Here is an 18034-nt window from a genome sequence, read left to right as displayed (position 1 = left end):
CTCTGTGAGCTCTTCTTATCCGGAGACAATGGCAGATGGACAAGGTAAATAACCCGCCACGATGCTCACTAAACCAGATATACACGCCTTATACAAGGCTGGGGGTGGTGATGTTTCACGTGAAACATCACCACCCCCAGTAGATTATGCGAGGAAGGATTCTAAGCTACCGCATGGACTAAGAACCTTTGAAATCAGAATCTAGAACCCGAATAATGCGGTTGAGATCCTCGACATTAGCAAACTCAATAGTCATCTTACCCTTACGAGCACCGAGCGAAATCTTAACCGATGTATCCAGTTTGTCGGCAAACGCATCCGCAATATAGTCCAATCGCTCGTGATGCTTCTGTGGCTGCGGGGTCTTCCGCTCTTTCTCTGCCGGAGCTTCGCTCGCATGGGCAACAAGCTCCTCAACAGCACGCACAGAAAGCCCTTCATTCACGATCTTCTGAGCAATGGTCTCTATCTTTGCCTGATCGGTTAAAGTCAGCAGGGCGCGCGCATGCCCGGCAGCGATAACGCCTGCCGCTACCCTGCGCTGTACGAGAGGAGGCAACCTAAGCAAACGAATCGTATTCGAAATCTGTGGACGAGAACGCCCAATACGCTTTGCAAGCTGCTCCTGGGTGGTACTGAACTCTTCCATAAGCTGCTGATATGCGGCCGCCTCTTCGATGGGATTCAGCTGGCTACGATGCAGGTTTTCCAGCAGGGCGTCTCGAAGCAGATCAATATCTTGCGTGTCACGGATAATGGCGGGGATAGTTTCTAGACCCGCAGCCTGGGTTGCGCGCCAACGCCGCTCGCCCATCACCAGCTCATATTTTTCGGCACCTTTCTCGCGTGAAGGGCGCACCACAATAGGCTGCAGAACACCAATCTCACGAACCGAATGGATGAGCTCAGCCATGTCTTGTTCATCAAAATCAACGCGAGGCTGTTTGCGGTTTGGGTGAATATCAGAAACTTTGATTTCTGCAAACTGAGCTCCAGGAACGGGTACGAGGTTGCTGTTACCCTCTTCCTCAGCTTCCTTCGTTTCTTCACCAAAGAAGAAATCTACCGGGCGGCGTGTTAACGTCGTATTGCGAAGTGCCGCACCCATATCCATACGAGGTTTCTTCTTCTGAACTTCGCGAGGCTGAGACAATGTTTCACGTGAAACATCTGATTTCTGCACAGGCTGCGATGCGGACAAAGAAGCAGATGAGACGTGTACACTCTCTTCTTTTTTCTCCCCCGCTTTTACGGCAGGGGCTTTAAGACTAGGCATCTTAACCGCAGAAGCCTTTTGCGGCTTCGATGAGCCAGAAGGTTTCCGAGTCTCAGCAGAAGATTCCTGAGGTTTCGGATCCGTAGCCTTTTGCGACGAAGAGATGCGGTTCTCTTGCTGTTCTGTCCGTTTCGTTGTCGCAGACGGTTCCTTCTTCGGGGCAGATTTTTTCTGCGGCTCCGGCTTTACGTTGCGAGTCTTCGGGCGTTTTGCCGAGGATGCGGCGGCTTGTTCCTCCTGCTGAGGTTTGCGAGTCGCCGCTACCTTTTTTTCCGCCTCTTTCTCGGCAACATCGGAAGCAGTCACAACAGGCGTCGTATTATTGGGAATGAGAGCACCCAGTCCCCTTCCGAGACCCCGTCGCTTCTCTGCCATGTTTTTCCTTCCTCACACCAAATTTTCTACCGCTCTCATGCATGCCGATTACACTTCATATGAACCTTGCAGCACCGTAAAATCTGCGCTCAGAAAATTCGGTATTTCCCTAGATATAAATCTCAAAAAGTTTATTTATGGATAATATCGGAGTAATTATCAGTCCTAATATGCCGATATTTCAGAGCATCTATATGCTCCGTATTCCTCTTAGCGACGCGCAATTTCCTGCGCCGCTTCACGATAGGCCTGAGCACCGGTAGACGTTGGATCATAGCTAATAACGGTCTGTTGGTAGCTCGGTGCTTCCGAAATGCGTACAGAACGCGGAATCTTGGTCTGGAGAGTTTCCTTCGGGAAATGTTCCCGCACCTCTTCCGCTACCTGATATGCAAGGTTGGTACGACCGTCGTACATAGTCAGCAGAATCGTACTAATCTCTAGATTGGAGTTCAGATGTTTCTGAATCATCTGGATATTCTTGAGTAGCTGGCTCAAGCCTTCCAGGGCATAGTATTCACACTGAATAGGAATCAGAATTTCCTCTGCCGCCACGAAAGCATTAACGGTCAGTAGTCCCAAGCTCGGCGGGCAGTCGATAAATACGTAGTCAAGCCGTCCCATCCCCTGCTGGGCACGCCACTCAGTGTAATCCTCCAGAGCATTTTTGAGGCGTTTCTCGCGTGCCACGACCGAAACAAGTTCAATCTCTGCCCCGGCAAGGTCTATATTCGCGGGCGCGCACCACAGATTGTCGAGGTCAGGGCACTCCTGCACAATATCAGAAAGCGGAGTATCGTCAATCAAAGTGTTATAAGTGCTGGGAAGCTCCACACCATGCTCAATACCGAGAGCCGTCGAAGCATTTCCCTGAGGGTCATTATCAATGACCAAAACGTTCATTCCCGCTTCTGCAAGGGCGGCCGCAATGTTCACGGCGGTACTCGTTTTACCGACTCCACCCTTCTGATTCGAGATGGTAAAGACGCGTGTATGTGGGGGCTTGGGCAGTAAAGGCGGCGTCGAGCCACCGGGGGTGATCGTCATATATCCTCCGCGCCTGATGCTGATGGTTGATGTGTCTTTCGCCAGATAAAGATACGCACACCATGTTTCACGTGAAACATTGAATAAAGAGCATCAAGGATGTTTCACGTGAAACACCGATGCTGTCTCCGGTCTGTGCGTTTCTCTTTAAGATTACCTGTCAAAACAGCGATATACCACGTACACCCTCAACAAGTTGTCTAGGATTCGTATTTTTTCACGAAAATTTATGATTTCATCCCCAAGTATTCACTCTCAGCACAGCATCATGAACCGATTATCAACCTCTCAACCAGGAAAATTTATACAAGTTCTATTACTCATTTTTAATATTCCACATTCACGAAAAACTACGGTGCCTCCGCCGAAAGTTCCCCTTCATCTCTCACGTACCATAAATATTTTCTTCGGTATCAAATAAAGACCATAAGAAAAGGGGTTGAAGATACATCTGAGAATGTATCTTCAACCCCTATGAAGCTCGCAGCTTCAGAGTTTATCGAGGCTAGAGTGTAACTCGCACAACGGTTGTGGGCTCATCCAGCAGCCCCTCCCCCGCCGTCAGGATTTCGGTCTCACGAGCCCCGTAACGGTTGAGTTTCTTCTTAGCCTTCTTGATTTCCTCTCGTGCAGAACGCCCCTTGAGTGCTAAAAGTTCGCCGGTACCGCGCAGAATCGGCAGGGTAATATCCACAAGACCCACCAGCGCAGATACGGCACGAGCAGTCACCACATCGGCATCGACCTGCCCGATAGCCTGCTCGGCCCGGGAACGCAGAATTTTTACATTCTCAAGGCCTAGATCCTCAACCACTTCATGAAGCCATATCACGCGGCGCTCCAGAGGCTCTATGAGCGTGATCGCAAGGTCGGGGCGGGCAATAGCCAGACAAAGCCCCGGCAGACCCGCTCCAGAGCCTACATCCGCCACGGATGCGCCTTCGGCGATATATTCCTGCACGGCGGCACAGTTGAGCACGTGACGAGCCCATAGGCGCGGTACCTCGCGCGGACCAATGAGCCCGCGCTCAATCCCCGTCGTCGCCAAATGTTCCACATAGCGCTGTGCTAGAGGCAGACGATCGCCAAAAATTGCGGTGGCGGCTATAAGGTCTTGACCTTCACAAGGAACCGTCATTTACGCCTCCGGAAGGGAAATCACCACATGGCGACGTGTGCCTTCGCCTTCGGATTCGCTGTAGAGCCCCTGTTCAGCAACCGCATCGTGTACAACCTTGCGTTCATAGGCGCCCAATGGCTTCAGGTGGAAATCTTCGCCGGAGGCACGTACCTTCTCGACGGCGTCGAGGGCTATTTCGGTAAGCTGTTCTCGACGTTGTGCACGGTAACCCGCAATATCGAGAATAAGACGCGAACGGTTGCCGCTGGCGGCCAGAACCGACAGGCGCACGAGTTCCTGCAGAGCGTCTAAGACCTCACCGCGGCGACCGACAAGGTGGCGCAGGTCTTCGTTCCCATCTTCATCATTGACCACCGAGAGGTAGATGCGCTGGTTGCGCACCTCAATATCAATATCTCCGTCAAGATCGACGATATCGAGAAGTTCTTCGAGGTAGTCAGCGGCGATATCCCCTTCTTCCTCAATCATGCTGACTTCGTCGATTTCTTCGACAGCCTCAGTTTCCGATGCGGTGCTTGGCGATTCTGCGGTTTCTTCAAATATTTCAGTCATGGTTTTCCTTGAATTTATCGATGCTGTGTTTAGTTGAGTTTCGGCTTATTCGAGTTTTTATTGCTCGATTTGTTCTGCCCGCCGCCTTTACGCTGCTGCTGTTTCTGGCGTTTCTTACTCATGGGCTGCTGACGCTGACCCGCAGCGGCACGCTCACGCGCCTCCTCAAGCTCTTTTTCGTGCTGTTCCTTGGTTTTCCCAACGGGGGGCAGACCTTTAGCGGCACGGCGTTCGTTGAGCTCCTTCTCAGCCTGAGAACCGGGATTCGGGTTATTGCGGATAACCCACCACTGCTGCCCGAGAGCCCAGAAGTTTGAGACGGTCCAGTAGTACATCACTCCAATGGGGAAGTTAACGCCTGTAACCGCGAAGATAAGAGGAAAAACGTACATCATCATCTGCTGCTGACGGAACATCGGGGAGCTTTTAGCTGCCTCGGAAATGTTCTTGGCACTGAGCTGTTTCTGAATGAAGAACTGGGTACCGCTCATGAGCAGAATCATGATGATGGCCTGGGCAACGGTGGCGGTATGATTGCCGTTGCCGGGGTTCATCATGGTCGAGAAGATGGGTGACCCAAAGATATAGGCTTCGTTGAATTGTTTAACCAGTTCCGCAGGAAGCAGCAGAATATCTTCGTTGTTTGCAGCCGCACCAGAAACACCCATGAGCACCTGATAGAGACCGAGGAAGATCGGCGTCTGCGCGATAATCGGCATACAGGATGAAAAGGGGCTGGTGCCGTGCTTCTTAAATAGTGCCATCTGTTCCTGTGCCATAGCCTGGCGGGAAAGCTGATCTTTCTTACCCTTGTATTTGGCCTGCAGCTTTGCAATATCACCCTGCATGGCGTTCATACCGCGCATCGACTTAATTTGGCGCATAAATAGGGGAATGGTTACGGCACGCATCACGAGAGTCAGGCAAATAATGCACAGCACCCAGGTAAAGCCTGAGGACGGATCCATACCAATACTGGTAAAGATCGTGTGGAAGAACCACAGCACCGCAGACACGGCCAATTTAAAGGGCCAAAGGATCATATCAAAAATGTTCACGGGAGTTTTTCTCCTTATGACTCGGCTAAGTCTTTGTAGGAATCTCGACAACCGTTAGTGGTTGTTCGAGTGAGTTTCTAGGGGATGGTTCAGGAGCATAATTTTAGGTTCCTGACCGGAGGCAAAGGTTCGTTTTCCGGGCGGAACGGGGTCGATTCCGCCGGTTGCCCAGGGATTACACCGCAGGATGCGCCACACGGTCAGGCTGAGACCGCTGAGGGCTCCGTGAGTGGTGACCGCTTCTAACCCGTAGGCGGAGCAGGTCGGATAATACCGGCATACATCCCCATAGAGAGGGGATACGACTTTACGGTAAGCCTTAATAAGCCCAATCAGAATATTCTGCGGCAAGGTGTAGACCGCATGTAAAAAAGATACCGGATGCACAAACTCATGGGGCGCTTGCGCGAGGCGGTCATCGGGATCAAGCTGATGGGTGTGGGGATGGTGTGTGCTGCTGTGATGAGGGTGAAAACGCTCATCACATCGACGATGGTTCATAGTCCCCTCCCCCACGGTTTTCAACATTGCAGCGCTGATCTTGACGGTCAAGTTTTTTCAGGGAGGATTCTAGGGCACCTCGATAGTCTGCGCGTAATTCTTCCCAGTTCGCTCCAGCGGATGCGGGAAGCGCCCGCACGGCAATATACAGTCCCTGCGGGTAGGCGCTAACGGTTGCGGCAGCGAGTTCACGCAAACGCCGTTTAACACGGTTACGAGTCACAGCATTTCCGACGGCTTTTGACACAATGAAACCTATCCGAGTTGTATTTCCGGATTTTTGAGCCGTATATACAACTAAGTTCCGGCGCCCTGAGCGGGTACCGGAACGAAAAGCCGTGGAAAATTGGGAGCTGGTGCGCATCCGGTGCTGGATTGGCAGCACGTTTTCCTTCCCTGTAGTGGAAAACCCGCTAACACAAATGCGTTAGCGGGTTTTGCTGAGTTCTTTATGCCGAAAGCTTGGAACGACCCTTGGAACGACGGTTCGACAGGATAGAACGACCGGCACGAGTACGCATACGAAGACGGAAACCGTGTTTCTTCGCACGACGGCGGTTATTCGGCTGGAAAGTACGTTTACTCATACTTATCTCCTTGGACACAAAATCCTACCCGCTGGCTAGGATTTCTAAGCTTTTTCGTGCCCGATGGTACCTCGACACTTCGAGGTAGGCGGTACACATACAACAGAACAACTCTAGAAGAGTCTATGCTGCAAAGCAAGTTAATCCGCCCCACACATAACCCCAGGTTATCCCCAGGTTGTGGGGATTAGACTATCCACAGGTGTTCTCAACGGGCCTTCAAAACATCATATCCACAGTTTTCCACATCCTTGATATACACTTAATTTCCTTGATATATCAAGGAAAAATAACGAAATTCAAGAATTTTTCAACCGGTTATCCTCAGGAAAGACACATTTTTTCCACATTGTGTATAACTCCTGTGGATAAGCTATTTATGATGTATATAACCTACGGTAGAATCGGTACATATCTTTGTCATCTTTACGAGGGGAACCACTGATGAACGCTGAGCACACGCAGCTTCAGGAACGCTGGGAACAGGTCATAAGCATTCTGCAAGCGAATCCTGAGGTCTCTCAGCGTCTGCGTGGTTTTGTGAGTCTTGCACAGCCTCAGGCTTTCGTGGGAACCGTTCTTCTGATTGCCGTTCCCAGTGAACTAACCCGCAATATTTTTCAGTCTCAGCTCAAGGCACCCTTCCAACAGGCTCTGACCACCGTTTTTGGTCCCGGTGTATCAGAGGCTTTTACGATTGATGAATCGCTTGCGCAAACATCTCAGACGGTTTCGCCTTCGATACCGCAGATCGAAGATGATTCTCCTATGCCCCCACTTCATGAGGTTGAGGCCGAGCTCCACACCCCTGTACCGCCTCATCAAACTGCGGATGTGCCCGTTGCCGATGCACCAACAGCGTCACCGGTTGATCCCGCCATTTTTGCCGAGCGCCCGCAGAGTTCTTCCCCCTCCCCCACCGATTTTTCCGAAGTACACACGCCGCATCATGTGGACTCTGCCGTTCCCACTCAGTCGATTTCTTCTCCTGCAGAGACTGAGGACATTTCTTCCCCAGCTACGGATACTCATACCGCTGTTTCTTCGGATTCCGGTTGGGATTCTTCGGCGCGTCTGAACCCAAATTACACCTTCGATACTTTTGTGATTGGGCAGTCTAACCGCTTTGCACACGCCGCAGCATTTGCTGTTTCCGAGTCCCCCGCCCAAGCCTATAATCCCCTCTTTATTTATGGCGATTCGGGGCTAGGTAAAACCCACCTCCTGCACGCGATCGGGCACTATGCCAAGCATCTTTTCCCGAGCTTGCGCGTGCGGTACGTAAATTCTGAGGAATTCACGAACGATTTCATCAATTCAATTCGTGACGATGAGGGGTCATCTTTCAAACAGATTTATCGCAATGTCGATATGCTTCTGATCGACGATATCCAGTTTTTGGCGGGTAAAGAGCATACACAGGAAGAGTTCTTCCATACTTTCAATGCCCTGCATAATCACCAAAAGCAGGTTGTGATTACCTCCGACTTGCCGCCAAAACAGCTCACCGGGTTCGCCGAGCGTATGCGTTCACGCTTCGAGTGGGGTCTGATTACCGATGTTCAGCCTCCCGAGCTGGAAACTCGTATCGCTATTTTGCGTAAAAAGGCACAGAGTGAATCGCTCAACGTTCCTGATGATGTGATGGAGTATATTGCATCGCATATTACGGCGAATATCCGCGAGTTGGAGGGCGCGCTCATTCGTGTAACGGCATTCGCCTCGCTCAATAAGCAGCCCGTCGATGTTGCTTTAGCCGAAGTTGTGCTCAAAGATCTCATTACAGATGCGGGCGACACCGAAATTACCTCGGGGCAAGTGCTGGCGACCACGGCTTCCTATTTCGATGTGACTCTAGAGGATCTACGATCAAAATCCCGCACTCGAACCCTCACAAATGCACGTCAGATTGCCATGTATTTACTGCGGGAGCTTACGGATATGTCGTTGCCGCGCATCGGGCAGGAATTAGGCGGCCGCGACCACACAACGGTTATGCACGCGGTACGAAAGGTGGGGGCACAAATGGCCGAACGACGCACTACCTTTAACCAGGTCACCGATTTGACGAACAAAATCAAGCAGGATCAGCGTGAAAGTCGGTAGTTCCCCGGAATTTCAAGGTTTAAACAGCCTGTGGATAACGTGTGCGTTAAACCGGGGCGTTAAGTGGATATTAAGTGCATGATTATTCATGATGTGTGGATGAAAATAGATGTATAAATATCCATACACAATACATCCTCAGAAACGCTAATTTTTGTCCACTTAATATCCACAGGTGATTTCCTTGATTTTACAGGGAAATTCTGGTTTTTCCACGATATCCACAGGGGTTATTAACATTACTGTACTTTAAAGAAAACACCCTCACATAACATGAAGTGCACCCCCGCAGGTCCAATCGAACGCAGTATCCAACTATTTTGACTATGGTAGCGAAACAACAGCACCAGATTTTTGTAATTACAATTTCCATAACTTTCTGAAGCTGTCCTGCATGATCTGCCTTTCTAAAGATGTAATTACAAAATTTTCTAAACCCTCTGAGCGGAACTATCCTGTAGCCTCTCCTTCACGAACCTGTATCCGGTAGGATGGATTATGCAGTTTTGCATAAACTACACACGCACGATGTAGGGTTCTCAATTCCATACACATCCATGAGCTCATCATCGTTGTTTTCCAAACCCGTTTGCTTCATCACCGAAAGGCTCTTTGATGAAATTTACCGTTGAACGTGACGTACTTGCCGAGGCGGTTGGTTGGACCGCACGCTCGCTACCTCTTCGTCCCACCTCTCCCGTGCTCAACGGCCTTCTCATCAAAGCTGAAAGTGGTGAGGTTTCTATTTCGAGCTTCGATCATGAAATTAGCGCTAAGCAAACGATCGAGGCGTCGGTAGAGCAGGAAGGAACCTGTTTAGTACCGGGTAAGATGCTTGCCGAAATTTGCCGCTCGCTGCCTAACGCAGATGTTGAGTTCGTGGCTAATGACTCCACAATTTTTATGACCTGTCGTTCCGCAAAGTTCCAGCTGGCGGGTATGCCGGTGGCGGACTATCCGGAGCTTCCCGAACTACCGCAGATTTCCGGTACCGTTGATGGCGCGGAATTCGCTAAGGCTGTCTCCCAGGTTCAGATTGCGGTTTCCAAAGACGAAACTTTGCCGTTGCTTACCGGTATTCGCCTGGAAATCTCCGGTTCAACCATGACTCTTCTTGCTACTGACCGGTATCGCCTAGCGATGCGCGAAATTACCTGGAATCCTGAGAACCCTGAAATTGAGGCTGCGGTTCTGCTCAAGGCCAAAACCATGACCGAGGTGGGGCGTACCCTCTCAAGCTCGGGAGAGCTTTCTATCGCACTTCCTGAAAATGGCGATCTTATCGGTTTCTCCGCAGGCTCTCGCCGAACTACGAGTGTTCTCATGGACGGTCAGTACCCGAATCTTCGTGCTCTCTTCCCAACCGAAACTGCGGTTCATGCTGTTGTCCGTACATCGGATTTGGCGGAGGCGGCGCGTCGTATTTCCCTCGTGGCAGAACGTAACACTCCCCTGCGCCTTCAGTTCACCGAAGACGGACAGGTATCGATCGATGCCGGGCGTGGCGATGAGGCTCGCGCATCCGAATCGATGCCCGCACAGCTGGACGGTCACGAAATTACAGTGGCATACAACCCCACGTACCTTTCGGAGGGACTGGGTGCCTTTGATACCGACTTTGTACGTTTCTCCTTCACTGAGGCTCCTAAACCTGCTGTGCTCTCCGGTCAGGATGAACCGCTGAGTGAAGAAGATCTTAGCTACCGGTACCTGGTTCAGCCGATTCGCTTGCCCACTAACTAATTGTGCATTCCGGCGCCGGGGCATAGAAAATTAGAATAAACATTCGTTTTTATAGAAGGGGGTATTGTGTATCTTGATCATCTTTCGCTTCTTGATTACCGCACCTACCCCCTTCTCAACCTACCGCTGAGCGCCGGAGTTACCGTTTTTTTAGGGCCTAACGGTGTTGGAAAAACCAATATTATTGAGGCTATCGACTACACCGCGAATCTTTCCTCGCACCGCGTAAGCCATGATGGTCCGCTCGTGCGGGTGGGCGCATCCCGAGCCTATATTCGTGTGCGCACGGTGCGTGGTTCACAACAAACGGTCACCGAATTCGAGATAGCACCCGGGGCGAGCAATCGGGTGCGCATTAATCGAGCCGCTCCCGTGCGCGCCCGTGAAGCCCTAGGGATTACGCGCACCGTGTTGTTCTCCCCCGAAGATTTGCAGCTCGTCAAGGGTGAACCCGCGGGACGACGCCGTTTTATTGATGATTTAGCGGTTTCGCTGCGACCCGTCGTTTCCGGGTACCGTCAGGAATACGAACGCATTTTGCGCCAGCGCAATTCGCTGTTGAAAACATTGCAGCGCCGCGGTTCCTCAGCGGTAGACGATGAAAACGCAATGCACACCCTTGATGTATGGTCGGAACAATTGACTCAGCTAGGGGCACAGCTCCTCGCAGCACGATTTCGCGTTCTATGGCTTCTGCTTCCCCACTTGCGGCGCGCCTACGCCGGGCTGACCGACGGGTCAAAAGATATTTCATTCACCTACGATTCGACAGTTTTTCCCGAAATCACCGAGCGAGGGCTCGAACATGTTTCGCGTATGAGCATCGACGATATTAAAGATGCGATGGCGCAGCGCTTGCGCGAGCGCCGTACCGCCGAACTGGAGCGCGGGGTGACTCTGGTGGGACCGCATCGGGACGATATAACGCTGCTTTTGGGCGGGTTAGCTGTTAAACAATTTGCCTCTCACGGGGAAAGCTGGTCGGTTGCGCTTTCTTTGCGGTTGGCTTCCTGGTTTGTACATCGTGCCGACGACGAGTCCCCCGGGTCCTCCCCCATTCTTATTCTTGACGATGTTTTTGCCGAACTAGATTCAGAACGGCGTCACCGTCTCGGTGCTTTAGTAGCCCAGGCAGAACAGGTTTTGCTCACCAGCGCCGTGCTGAGCGATATTCCTGAGGAACTGGGGATGTACCGCTTAGTGCGGGTGAGTGCCGCTCACGCCGAATATGCGCCCGAAACCACAGACGCACCGCAGACTGAGGATTTGCCCTCATGAGCGAGAAACTCTGGGATGACGGTGAGGAAATAGGCACGCAAGCGTCGAATCATGAAGAATCTTCGCTTGATCCGGAGCAAGAATACTATCGTGATGAGGTCGATGCCCCCGCCGCCATGGTAGAACGGATGCGCGCCGCCGCAGCAGCCCGCGGTGAGGGGCGACTCAACGCATTCTCGGCAAAGAAGATTCTTCGTGAATTTGGCTCTGCCATGAGCGCCGAACCGGGACAGCGAAAAACTCGTGCCCAGCGGGTCGATATGCGCGCGCTGGGTGGCTATACCACCTCTGGAGAAGATTCTCGCGATCCGAAACCGCTTGATGGCGTGATCTCGTACCTGATTCGTTCTCGTGGGTGGAAAGAGCCTGTGGCGGTCTCCAGCGTTATGGCGCGATGGAGTGAACTTGTTGGGCCCGAACTTGCCACGCATGCTAAACCCACGCGCTTTGAGAATGCCGTGGTCGATGTGCAGTGTGATTCGACCGCGTGGGCAACGCAGCTTAGGCTCATGCGTAATCAAATTGTGCAAATGTTCGCGCGTGAACTCGGTGAAGGCGTGGTGACGAACATCCGTATTTACGGGCCGAATAACGGGCGCTGGGCATCGCGCGGTCCTAAACGGGCACCGGGAGGCCGAGGGGTACGAGACACTTACGGATAACCCGCTTATTTGACACTTTTGCGTCATAAGGGCCTAAATCGCCGGAAACGAAGATAACGGTACGGTATATATCCCCCACCGCATACCGGGGTGAATATGCTCAGAAAAGCCTTAGAAGGCTGTATATCCGAAATAAGCCGTTCCACACCCTTCAAAATATGGGCGTAAAGTCGTGAAATTCGGTAGAATAGTAGAGAATATGCCGATACTGCGCTCGTCGGGGTGCAGCGGTGATACATCACCGGGCATGAGATCTACCCCAAGGAGTTACGCACTCGTGACATCTGAACAACCCCATGAATACGGCGCATCTGACATTACCGTTTTGGAGGGTCTGGAAGCGGTTCGTAAACGTCCCGGTATGTATATCGGCTCGACAACCGAACGTGGTCTACACCATCTGGTCTACGAGGTGGTCGATAACTCTGTAGATGAGGCGCTCGCAGGCTACGCAAGCCATATTGAAGTTACAATTCAGGCCGATGGTGGTGTGCGCGTTCAAGATGATGGCCGCGGTATTCCCGTGGATGAGCATCCAACCGAGCATAAATCCACGGTCGAGGTCGTTATGACTGTTCTTCACGCTGGCGGTAAATTCGGCGGCGGCGGATATGCCGTTTCCGGTGGTTTGCACGGCGTGGGTATTTCTGTCGTTAATGCGCTCTCAAAAAAGGTTATAACCGAAGTCCACCGTCAGGGTTATTCCTGGCACATTTCTTTTGCTAACGGTGGTATTCCTGATGGTCCCCTGCGCCGCGGTAAAGTCTCTCAAAAGACCGGTACTATTCAGACGTTCTACCCTGATCCCGAGATTTTTGAGACCGTTGAGTTTGATTTTGAGACTCTGCGTGCCAGGTTCCAGCAGATGGCGTTCCTGAACAAGGGACTGACAATTTCTCTCACCGATGAGCGTGACCAGTTTGAGGGGGGCGACGAGGTCGCCGAAGAAGAGGATGAAAAAGATAAAGTTCTTCCCCTCAACCGTGTAGGTGCAAACGCTGAAGGGCACCGCACAGTCACCTATCGTTACGATAATGGTCTTTTCGACTACGTGCACTTCCTCAACGCGGGTTCAAAAACCGTTATTAACGAAGATATTATCTACTTTGAGGCTGAAGACACCGTGCGTCATATGGCGCTTGAGGTGGCTATGCAGTGGACCGGTTCTTATAAAGAATCGGTGCACTCCTATGCGAATACGATCAACACTCACGAAGGCGGTACTCATGAAGAGGGTTTCCGTGCTGCGCTGACGTCTCTGGTGAATCGTTATGCTCGCGAGAATAAACTGCTGCGCGATAAAGACGATAATCTCACCGGTGAAGACGTGCGTGAGGGTCTGACTGCGGTTATTTCGATTAAGATTTCCGAGCCGCAGTTCGAAGGGCAGACGAAGACAAAGCTCGGTAACTCCGAAGCAAAATCCTTTACCCAGCGCGAGATTAACGATCATATGGCCGATTGGTTCGATCGTAACCCCGCTGTCGCCAAGGATGTGGTGCGCCGTGCTATTACGGCGGCACAGGCACGTATGGCGGCACGTAAAGCGCGAGAGACAACTCGACGTAAGGGTCTGCTGGAAACCAGCTCCATGCCCGGTAAACTCAAGGACTGTGCTTCAAAGGACCCGTCGATCTCCGAAATTTATCTGGTGGAGGGTGACTCCGCAGGCGGTTCGGCAGTGCAGGGGCGCGATCCAAATAGCCAAGCTATTTTGCCGCTGCGCGGTAAGATCCTCAATGTGGAGCGTGCTCGCCTCGATCGAGCGCTTTCCAATGCTGAGATTCAGGCTATGATTACGGCCTTCGGCACCGGTATCGGCGACGATTTCGACCTGGAGAAGGCTCGCTACCACAAGATCGTTCTTATGGCCGATGCCGATGTGGACGGCCAGCATATCACCACCCTGTTACTGACCCTGCTCTTCCGCTTTATGCGGCCGCTCATCGAAGCCGGATATGTTTATTTGGCACAGCCTCCGCTGTATCGCATCAAGTGGTCGAACGCTCCGCATGATTATGTGTTCTCGGATGCCGAGCGAGATGAGGCTCTAGCGCGCGGTCAGGCAAAGAATCAGCGTCTACCCAAAGACAACGGCATTCAGCGTTATAAGGGTCTTGGCGAGATGGACTATACCGAGCTGTGGGATACCACGATGGATCCTCAACGCCGTACCCTGCTTCAGGTGAAGATGGAGGATGCGGCTGCTGCCGATCAGATCTTCTCGGTTCTGATGGGTGAAGATGTGGAAGCACGCCGCGACTTTATTCAGCAGAACGCCAAGGACATTCGATTCCTCGATATCTAAAGGGTTTGGCATATAGCCAATTGGCTATATTTCCCAAACGGAATATAAGCGAGAGAGTCACAGAGGAACGGAACAACTATGAGTGAAGAAAACCAAAGCGAAAACCCAGATATCGAGGTCACCACAAATAGTGGTGAGATTGTGCTTGACGATCCCCACGGTCATATTGAACAGGTAGATCTGCAGACCGAGATGCAGCGTTCTTACTTGGACTATGCAATGGCGGTTATTATCGGTCGCGCCCTGCCCGATGTGCGTGATGGACTCAAGCCTGTGCATCGTCGTGTAATCTACGCGATGTATGACGGCGGGTATCGACCCGATCGTGCCTTCAATAAGTGCGCTCGCGTGGTGGGCGATGTGATGGGTCAATTCCACCCCCACGGCGACAGCGCCATTTACGATACCCTTGTACGCCTAATCCAGAGCTGGATTATGCGCTATCCTCTGGCGCTCGGTCAGGGTAACTTCGGGTCCCCCGGTAATGACGGCGCTGCGGCTCCGCGTTATACCGAGACGAAGATGGCGCCTATTGCCCTGGAAATGGTGCGTGACATCAATGAAGATACCGTTGATTTTCAGCCTAACTATGACGGTAAATCGCTTGAGCCTACGGTATTGCCGGCGCGAATCCCGAACCTTCTGGTGAACGGTTCCTCAGGTATCGCCGTGGGTATGGCAACCAATATTCCTCCGCATAACCTGCGTGAAGTTGCCGCAGGTGTGGAATGGTTCCTGAAGAACCCGAATGCCACGAATGAAGAGCTTCTGAGTGCCCTCATGGAGCGTATTAAGGGACCGGACTTCCCCACTGGCGCCACCATTTTGGGTACCAAGGGTATTGAGGATGCTTACCGCACCGGCCGCGGTTCCATTACGATGCGCGCGGTTGTCAATGTCGAAGAGATCCACGGGCGCACTTGCCTTGTGGTGACCGAGCTGCCGTACCAAGCAAACCCCGATAACCTGGCGATTAAGATTGCCGATCTCATCAAGGAAGGTAAAGTCACCGGAATTTCCGATCTGCGTGATGAGACCTCCGGCCGTACCGGCCAGCGCCTCGTGATCGTGCTCAAACGCGATGCTGTGCCCAAGGTTGTACTCAACAACCTGTATAAGCACACCCAGCTGCAGGAGAACTTCTCTGCCAATATGCTGGCGATTGTGGATGGCGTTCCGCGTACTCTCTCGCTTGATGCCTTTATTCGCCACTGGGTAAACCACCAGATGGACGTGATTGTGCGTCGTACTCGGTACCGTCTGCGTCAGGCTGAGGAAGAAGCGCATATTCTGCGCGGTCTGCTCAAGGCTCTGGACGCTCTGGATGAGGTTATTGCACTTATCCGCCGCTCCCCCACAGCCGATGAAGCTCGTTCGGCCTTGATGGACTTCCTGGATATTGATGAAGCGCAGGCTCAGGCAATTCTGAATATGCAGCTTCGTCGTCTGGCGGCTCTGGAACGCCAGAAGATTCAGGATCGCCACGACGAGCTGCAGCGCCTCATTTCGGAATACAACGCGATTATTGCCTCTGAAGATCGCCAGCGCGAGATTATTTCCGAGGAACTGGGCGAGATCGTGAATCGTTACGGCGATGACCGCCGTACCGAGATTCTGCGCGGTTTCAACGGCGATATGTCGATGGAAGACCTTATTCCTGAGGAAGAAGTTGTCGTGACGATTACCCGCGGCGGATATATCAAACGTACCCGCAGCGACCAGTACCGCAGCCAGCATCGCGGCGGTAAGGGTATTCGAGGCGCTCAGCTGCGTGGCGACGATGTTGTGGAGCATTTCTTCGTGACCACCACACACAGCTGGATTCTGTTCTTCACCAATTTGGGGCGCGTATATCGCACCAAGGGCTATGAACTGCAAGAGGCTGGGCGTGATGCCAAGGGACAACATTTGGCGAACCTCTTGGAATTCCAGCCGGATGAGCATATTGCCCAGGTCATGGACCTGAAGACCTATGAGGATGCCGAGTACCTGGTTCTTGCCACGAAGGGTGGATTGGTCAAGAAATCTCGCCTGAGCGACTACGATACGAACCGTACCGCCGGTCTAATCGCGATTAACCTGCGTGACGATGACGAAGTGGTCTCTGCGTTCCTCGTCTCCCCCGAAGATGATATTCTGCTGATTTCGCGCAATGGTATGTCGTTGCGCTTCCACGCTAACAATGAGTCTCTGCGTCCTATGGGGCGTTCGACTTCGGGCGTGACCGGCATGAAGTTCCGTGACGGTGATGAACTGATCTCGGCACAGGTTGTTATCCCTGAGTCCTTCGTGTTCGTCGTGACCGAGGGCGGATACGCCAAGCGTACTCATGTTGAGGGATATCGCGTTCAGGGTCGTAACGGTTTCGGTATTAAGGTTGCTAAGCTTGTGGAAGGCCGTGGCGCTCTTGTGGGTGGCCTGATCGTATCTGAGAACGATGAGGTGCTCGTGGTGATGCAGAGCGGTAAGGTTGTTCGCACCAATGTGAGCGAAGTTCCTGCCAAGGGACGCGACACTATGGGCGTTATCTTTGCGAAGCCGGGTAAGGGCGATAGCATTATTGGTATTGCTCGTAACCAAGATCGCCAGCTAGATGAACAGAAAGAAGACGACGCTGAGGTGGAAGCCACAGAAGAATCTGTGATAAATTCCGAGGTGGTGGATACGCAAGAAAATACGCCAACCACCGCATCCACCGATGTAGACGGAGGTAACTAATGAGCGCAAACCCACAGGGGTCGGCTCCAGGAAAACAAACGGCACCCGCAGCACAGGGATCCCCTGCGGGCGGTACGAATGCTTCTAACCGGCAAAATAACGCATCTAAGCCTGGTGGTTCATCACAGCAGCGTTCTGCGAAGCGTCCTGCCAACGGCGCGCGTCCTAAGAATAAGGGACAACGACGCCAGTCTATCCGCCCGGTTCCGCGTTCGCGTATTCGCCGCGCTCGTCTGGTGGTTCAGCGAATTGATACCTGGTCGGTTGCGAAGATGGTCTTCCTGCTCTCTATGGCTCTGGGCATTGTGACCATTGTGGCTTCGGTAATCCTCTGGCTTTTCTTGCAGGCCTCGGGTGCTTTTACTGGCGTGAACCAGATCTTAACCTCCATGGGTACCGGTAACACCAATATTGATATTACCCAGATGGTCAATATCGGTCAGGTGGCTTTGGCAACGACTATTCTGTCGGTCATTAACACCGTTATCTTCACGCTTTTGAGTATGATCGGCGCAATTTTGTATAACTTGGCCGCTAAGCTCGTGGGTGGTATTACGCTGACCCTCAGCGACGAATCATAAGATAGTCCTGAGTATCTAAAACCGCCGTCTTTGTGCGTTATCGACCGGGGTGAGTATCGGAGTGATACTCCCCCGGTTTTCTGGTTTTATGGGGCTTCTGT

15 protein-coding genes are annotated in these 18034 nt (G+C 52.2%); 7 read left to right on the top strand and 8 right to left on the bottom strand.

The annotated features are described in order from the left end of the window. Window positions 1-178 precede the first annotated feature (178 nt). The 8 genes from HMPREF0733_RS04330 to rpmH form a co-directional block, all read right to left on the bottom strand. A complete protein-coding gene (locus HMPREF0733_RS04330; protein WP_013398159.1) occupies window positions 179-1651 on the bottom strand; it encodes a ParB/RepB/Spo0J family partition protein in 1473 nt (490 codons plus the stop codon). A gap of 210 nt (window positions 1652-1861) precedes the next feature. Beyond that, window positions 1862-2698, bottom strand: a complete 837-nt coding sequence (locus tag HMPREF0733_RS04325) for a ParA family protein (RefSeq protein ID WP_004005936.1) — start codon at window positions 2696-2698, stop codon at window positions 1862-1864. Between the two features lie 505 nt (window positions 2699-3203). Continuing rightward, window positions 3204-3836: a 16S rRNA (guanine(527)-N(7))-methyltransferase RsmG gene (gene rsmG, locus HMPREF0733_RS04320; protein ID WP_013398158.1), complete on the bottom strand. Its 633-nt coding sequence runs from the start codon at window positions 3834-3836 to the stop codon at window positions 3204-3206. Next, a complete protein-coding gene (locus tag HMPREF0733_RS04315) occupies window positions 3837-4391 on the bottom strand; it encodes a Jag family protein (protein ID WP_013398157.1) in 555 nt (184 codons plus the stop codon). It abuts the gene before it with no gap. Between the two features lie 29 nt (window positions 4392-4420). Continuing rightward, the gene (yidC, locus tag HMPREF0733_RS04310) at window positions 4421-5449 is read right to left on the bottom strand and encodes a membrane protein insertase YidC (RefSeq protein ID WP_013398156.1); all 1029 of its coding nucleotides are present in this window, start codon (window positions 5447-5449) and stop codon (window positions 4421-4423) included. 54 nt (window positions 5450-5503) lie between these two features. After that, window positions 5504-5950 (bottom strand): membrane protein insertion efficiency factor YidD, encoded by a 447-nt coding sequence (gene yidD, locus HMPREF0733_RS04305; protein ID WP_013398155.1) that lies wholly within the window; start codon window positions 5948-5950, stop codon window positions 5504-5506. Further along, the gene (rnpA, locus tag HMPREF0733_RS04300) at window positions 5931-6314 is read right to left on the bottom strand and encodes a ribonuclease P protein component (RefSeq protein WP_244864881.1); all 384 of its coding nucleotides are present in this window, start codon (window positions 6312-6314) and stop codon (window positions 5931-5933) included. Before rnpA ends, yidD begins: the two co-directional genes overlap by 20 nt. 85 nt (window positions 6315-6399) lie before the next feature. Then, a complete protein-coding gene (rpmH, locus tag HMPREF0733_RS04295; RefSeq protein ID WP_004005930.1) occupies window positions 6400-6537 on the bottom strand; it encodes a 50S ribosomal protein L34 in 138 nt (45 codons plus the stop codon). A 444-nt stretch (window positions 6538-6981) separates the two neighbouring features. Between rpmH and dnaA the strand changes: the two genes are divergently transcribed. The 7 genes from dnaA (at window position 6982) to HMPREF0733_RS04260 (ending at window position 17933) form a co-directional block, all read left to right on the top strand. Beyond that, a complete protein-coding gene (gene dnaA, locus HMPREF0733_RS04290; RefSeq protein ID WP_013398152.1) occupies window positions 6982-8643 on the top strand; it encodes a chromosomal replication initiator protein DnaA in 1662 nt (553 codons plus the stop codon). A 615-nt stretch (window positions 8644-9258) separates the two neighbouring features. After that, on the top strand, window positions 9259-10386 hold the full coding sequence (dnaN, locus tag HMPREF0733_RS04285; protein WP_013398151.1) for a DNA polymerase III subunit beta: 1128 nt from the start codon (window positions 9259-9261) through the stop codon (window positions 10384-10386). A gap of 66 nt (window positions 10387-10452) precedes the next feature. After that, window positions 10453-11664 (top strand): DNA replication/repair protein RecF, encoded by a 1212-nt coding sequence (recF, locus tag HMPREF0733_RS04280; protein ID WP_013398150.1) that lies wholly within the window; start codon window positions 10453-10455, stop codon window positions 11662-11664. Then, a complete protein-coding gene (locus HMPREF0733_RS04275; protein ID WP_013398149.1) occupies window positions 11661-12326 on the top strand; it encodes a DciA family protein in 666 nt (221 codons plus the stop codon). The genes recF and HMPREF0733_RS04275 overlap by 4 nt, the downstream gene beginning before the upstream one ends. Window positions 12327-12573: 247 nt before the next feature. Next, the gene (gene gyrB, locus HMPREF0733_RS04270) at window positions 12574-14634 is read left to right on the top strand and encodes a DNA topoisomerase (ATP-hydrolyzing) subunit B (protein ID WP_218564872.1); all 2061 of its coding nucleotides are present in this window, start codon (window positions 12574-12576) and stop codon (window positions 14632-14634) included. A gap of 78 nt (window positions 14635-14712) precedes the next feature. Then, window positions 14713-17352, top strand: a complete 2640-nt coding sequence (gene gyrA, locus HMPREF0733_RS04265; RefSeq protein WP_013398147.1) for a DNA gyrase subunit A — start codon at window positions 14713-14715, stop codon at window positions 17350-17352. Further along, window positions 17352-17933: a DUF3566 domain-containing protein gene (locus tag HMPREF0733_RS04260; RefSeq protein ID WP_013398146.1), complete on the top strand. Its 582-nt coding sequence runs from the start codon at window positions 17352-17354 to the stop codon at window positions 17931-17933. The genes gyrA and HMPREF0733_RS04260 overlap by 1 nt, the downstream gene beginning before the upstream one ends. The last annotated feature ends 101 nt before the right edge of the window (window positions 17934-18034 follow it).

The sequence above is a fragment of the Rothia dentocariosa ATCC 17931 genome (genome assembly GCF_000164695.2).
GTDB lineage: Bacteria > Actinomycetota > Actinomycetes > Actinomycetales > Micrococcaceae > Rothia > Rothia dentocariosa.
Note: the sequence above shows the minus strand (reverse complement) of the source record. Positions and strands in the feature narration are given on the sequence as shown.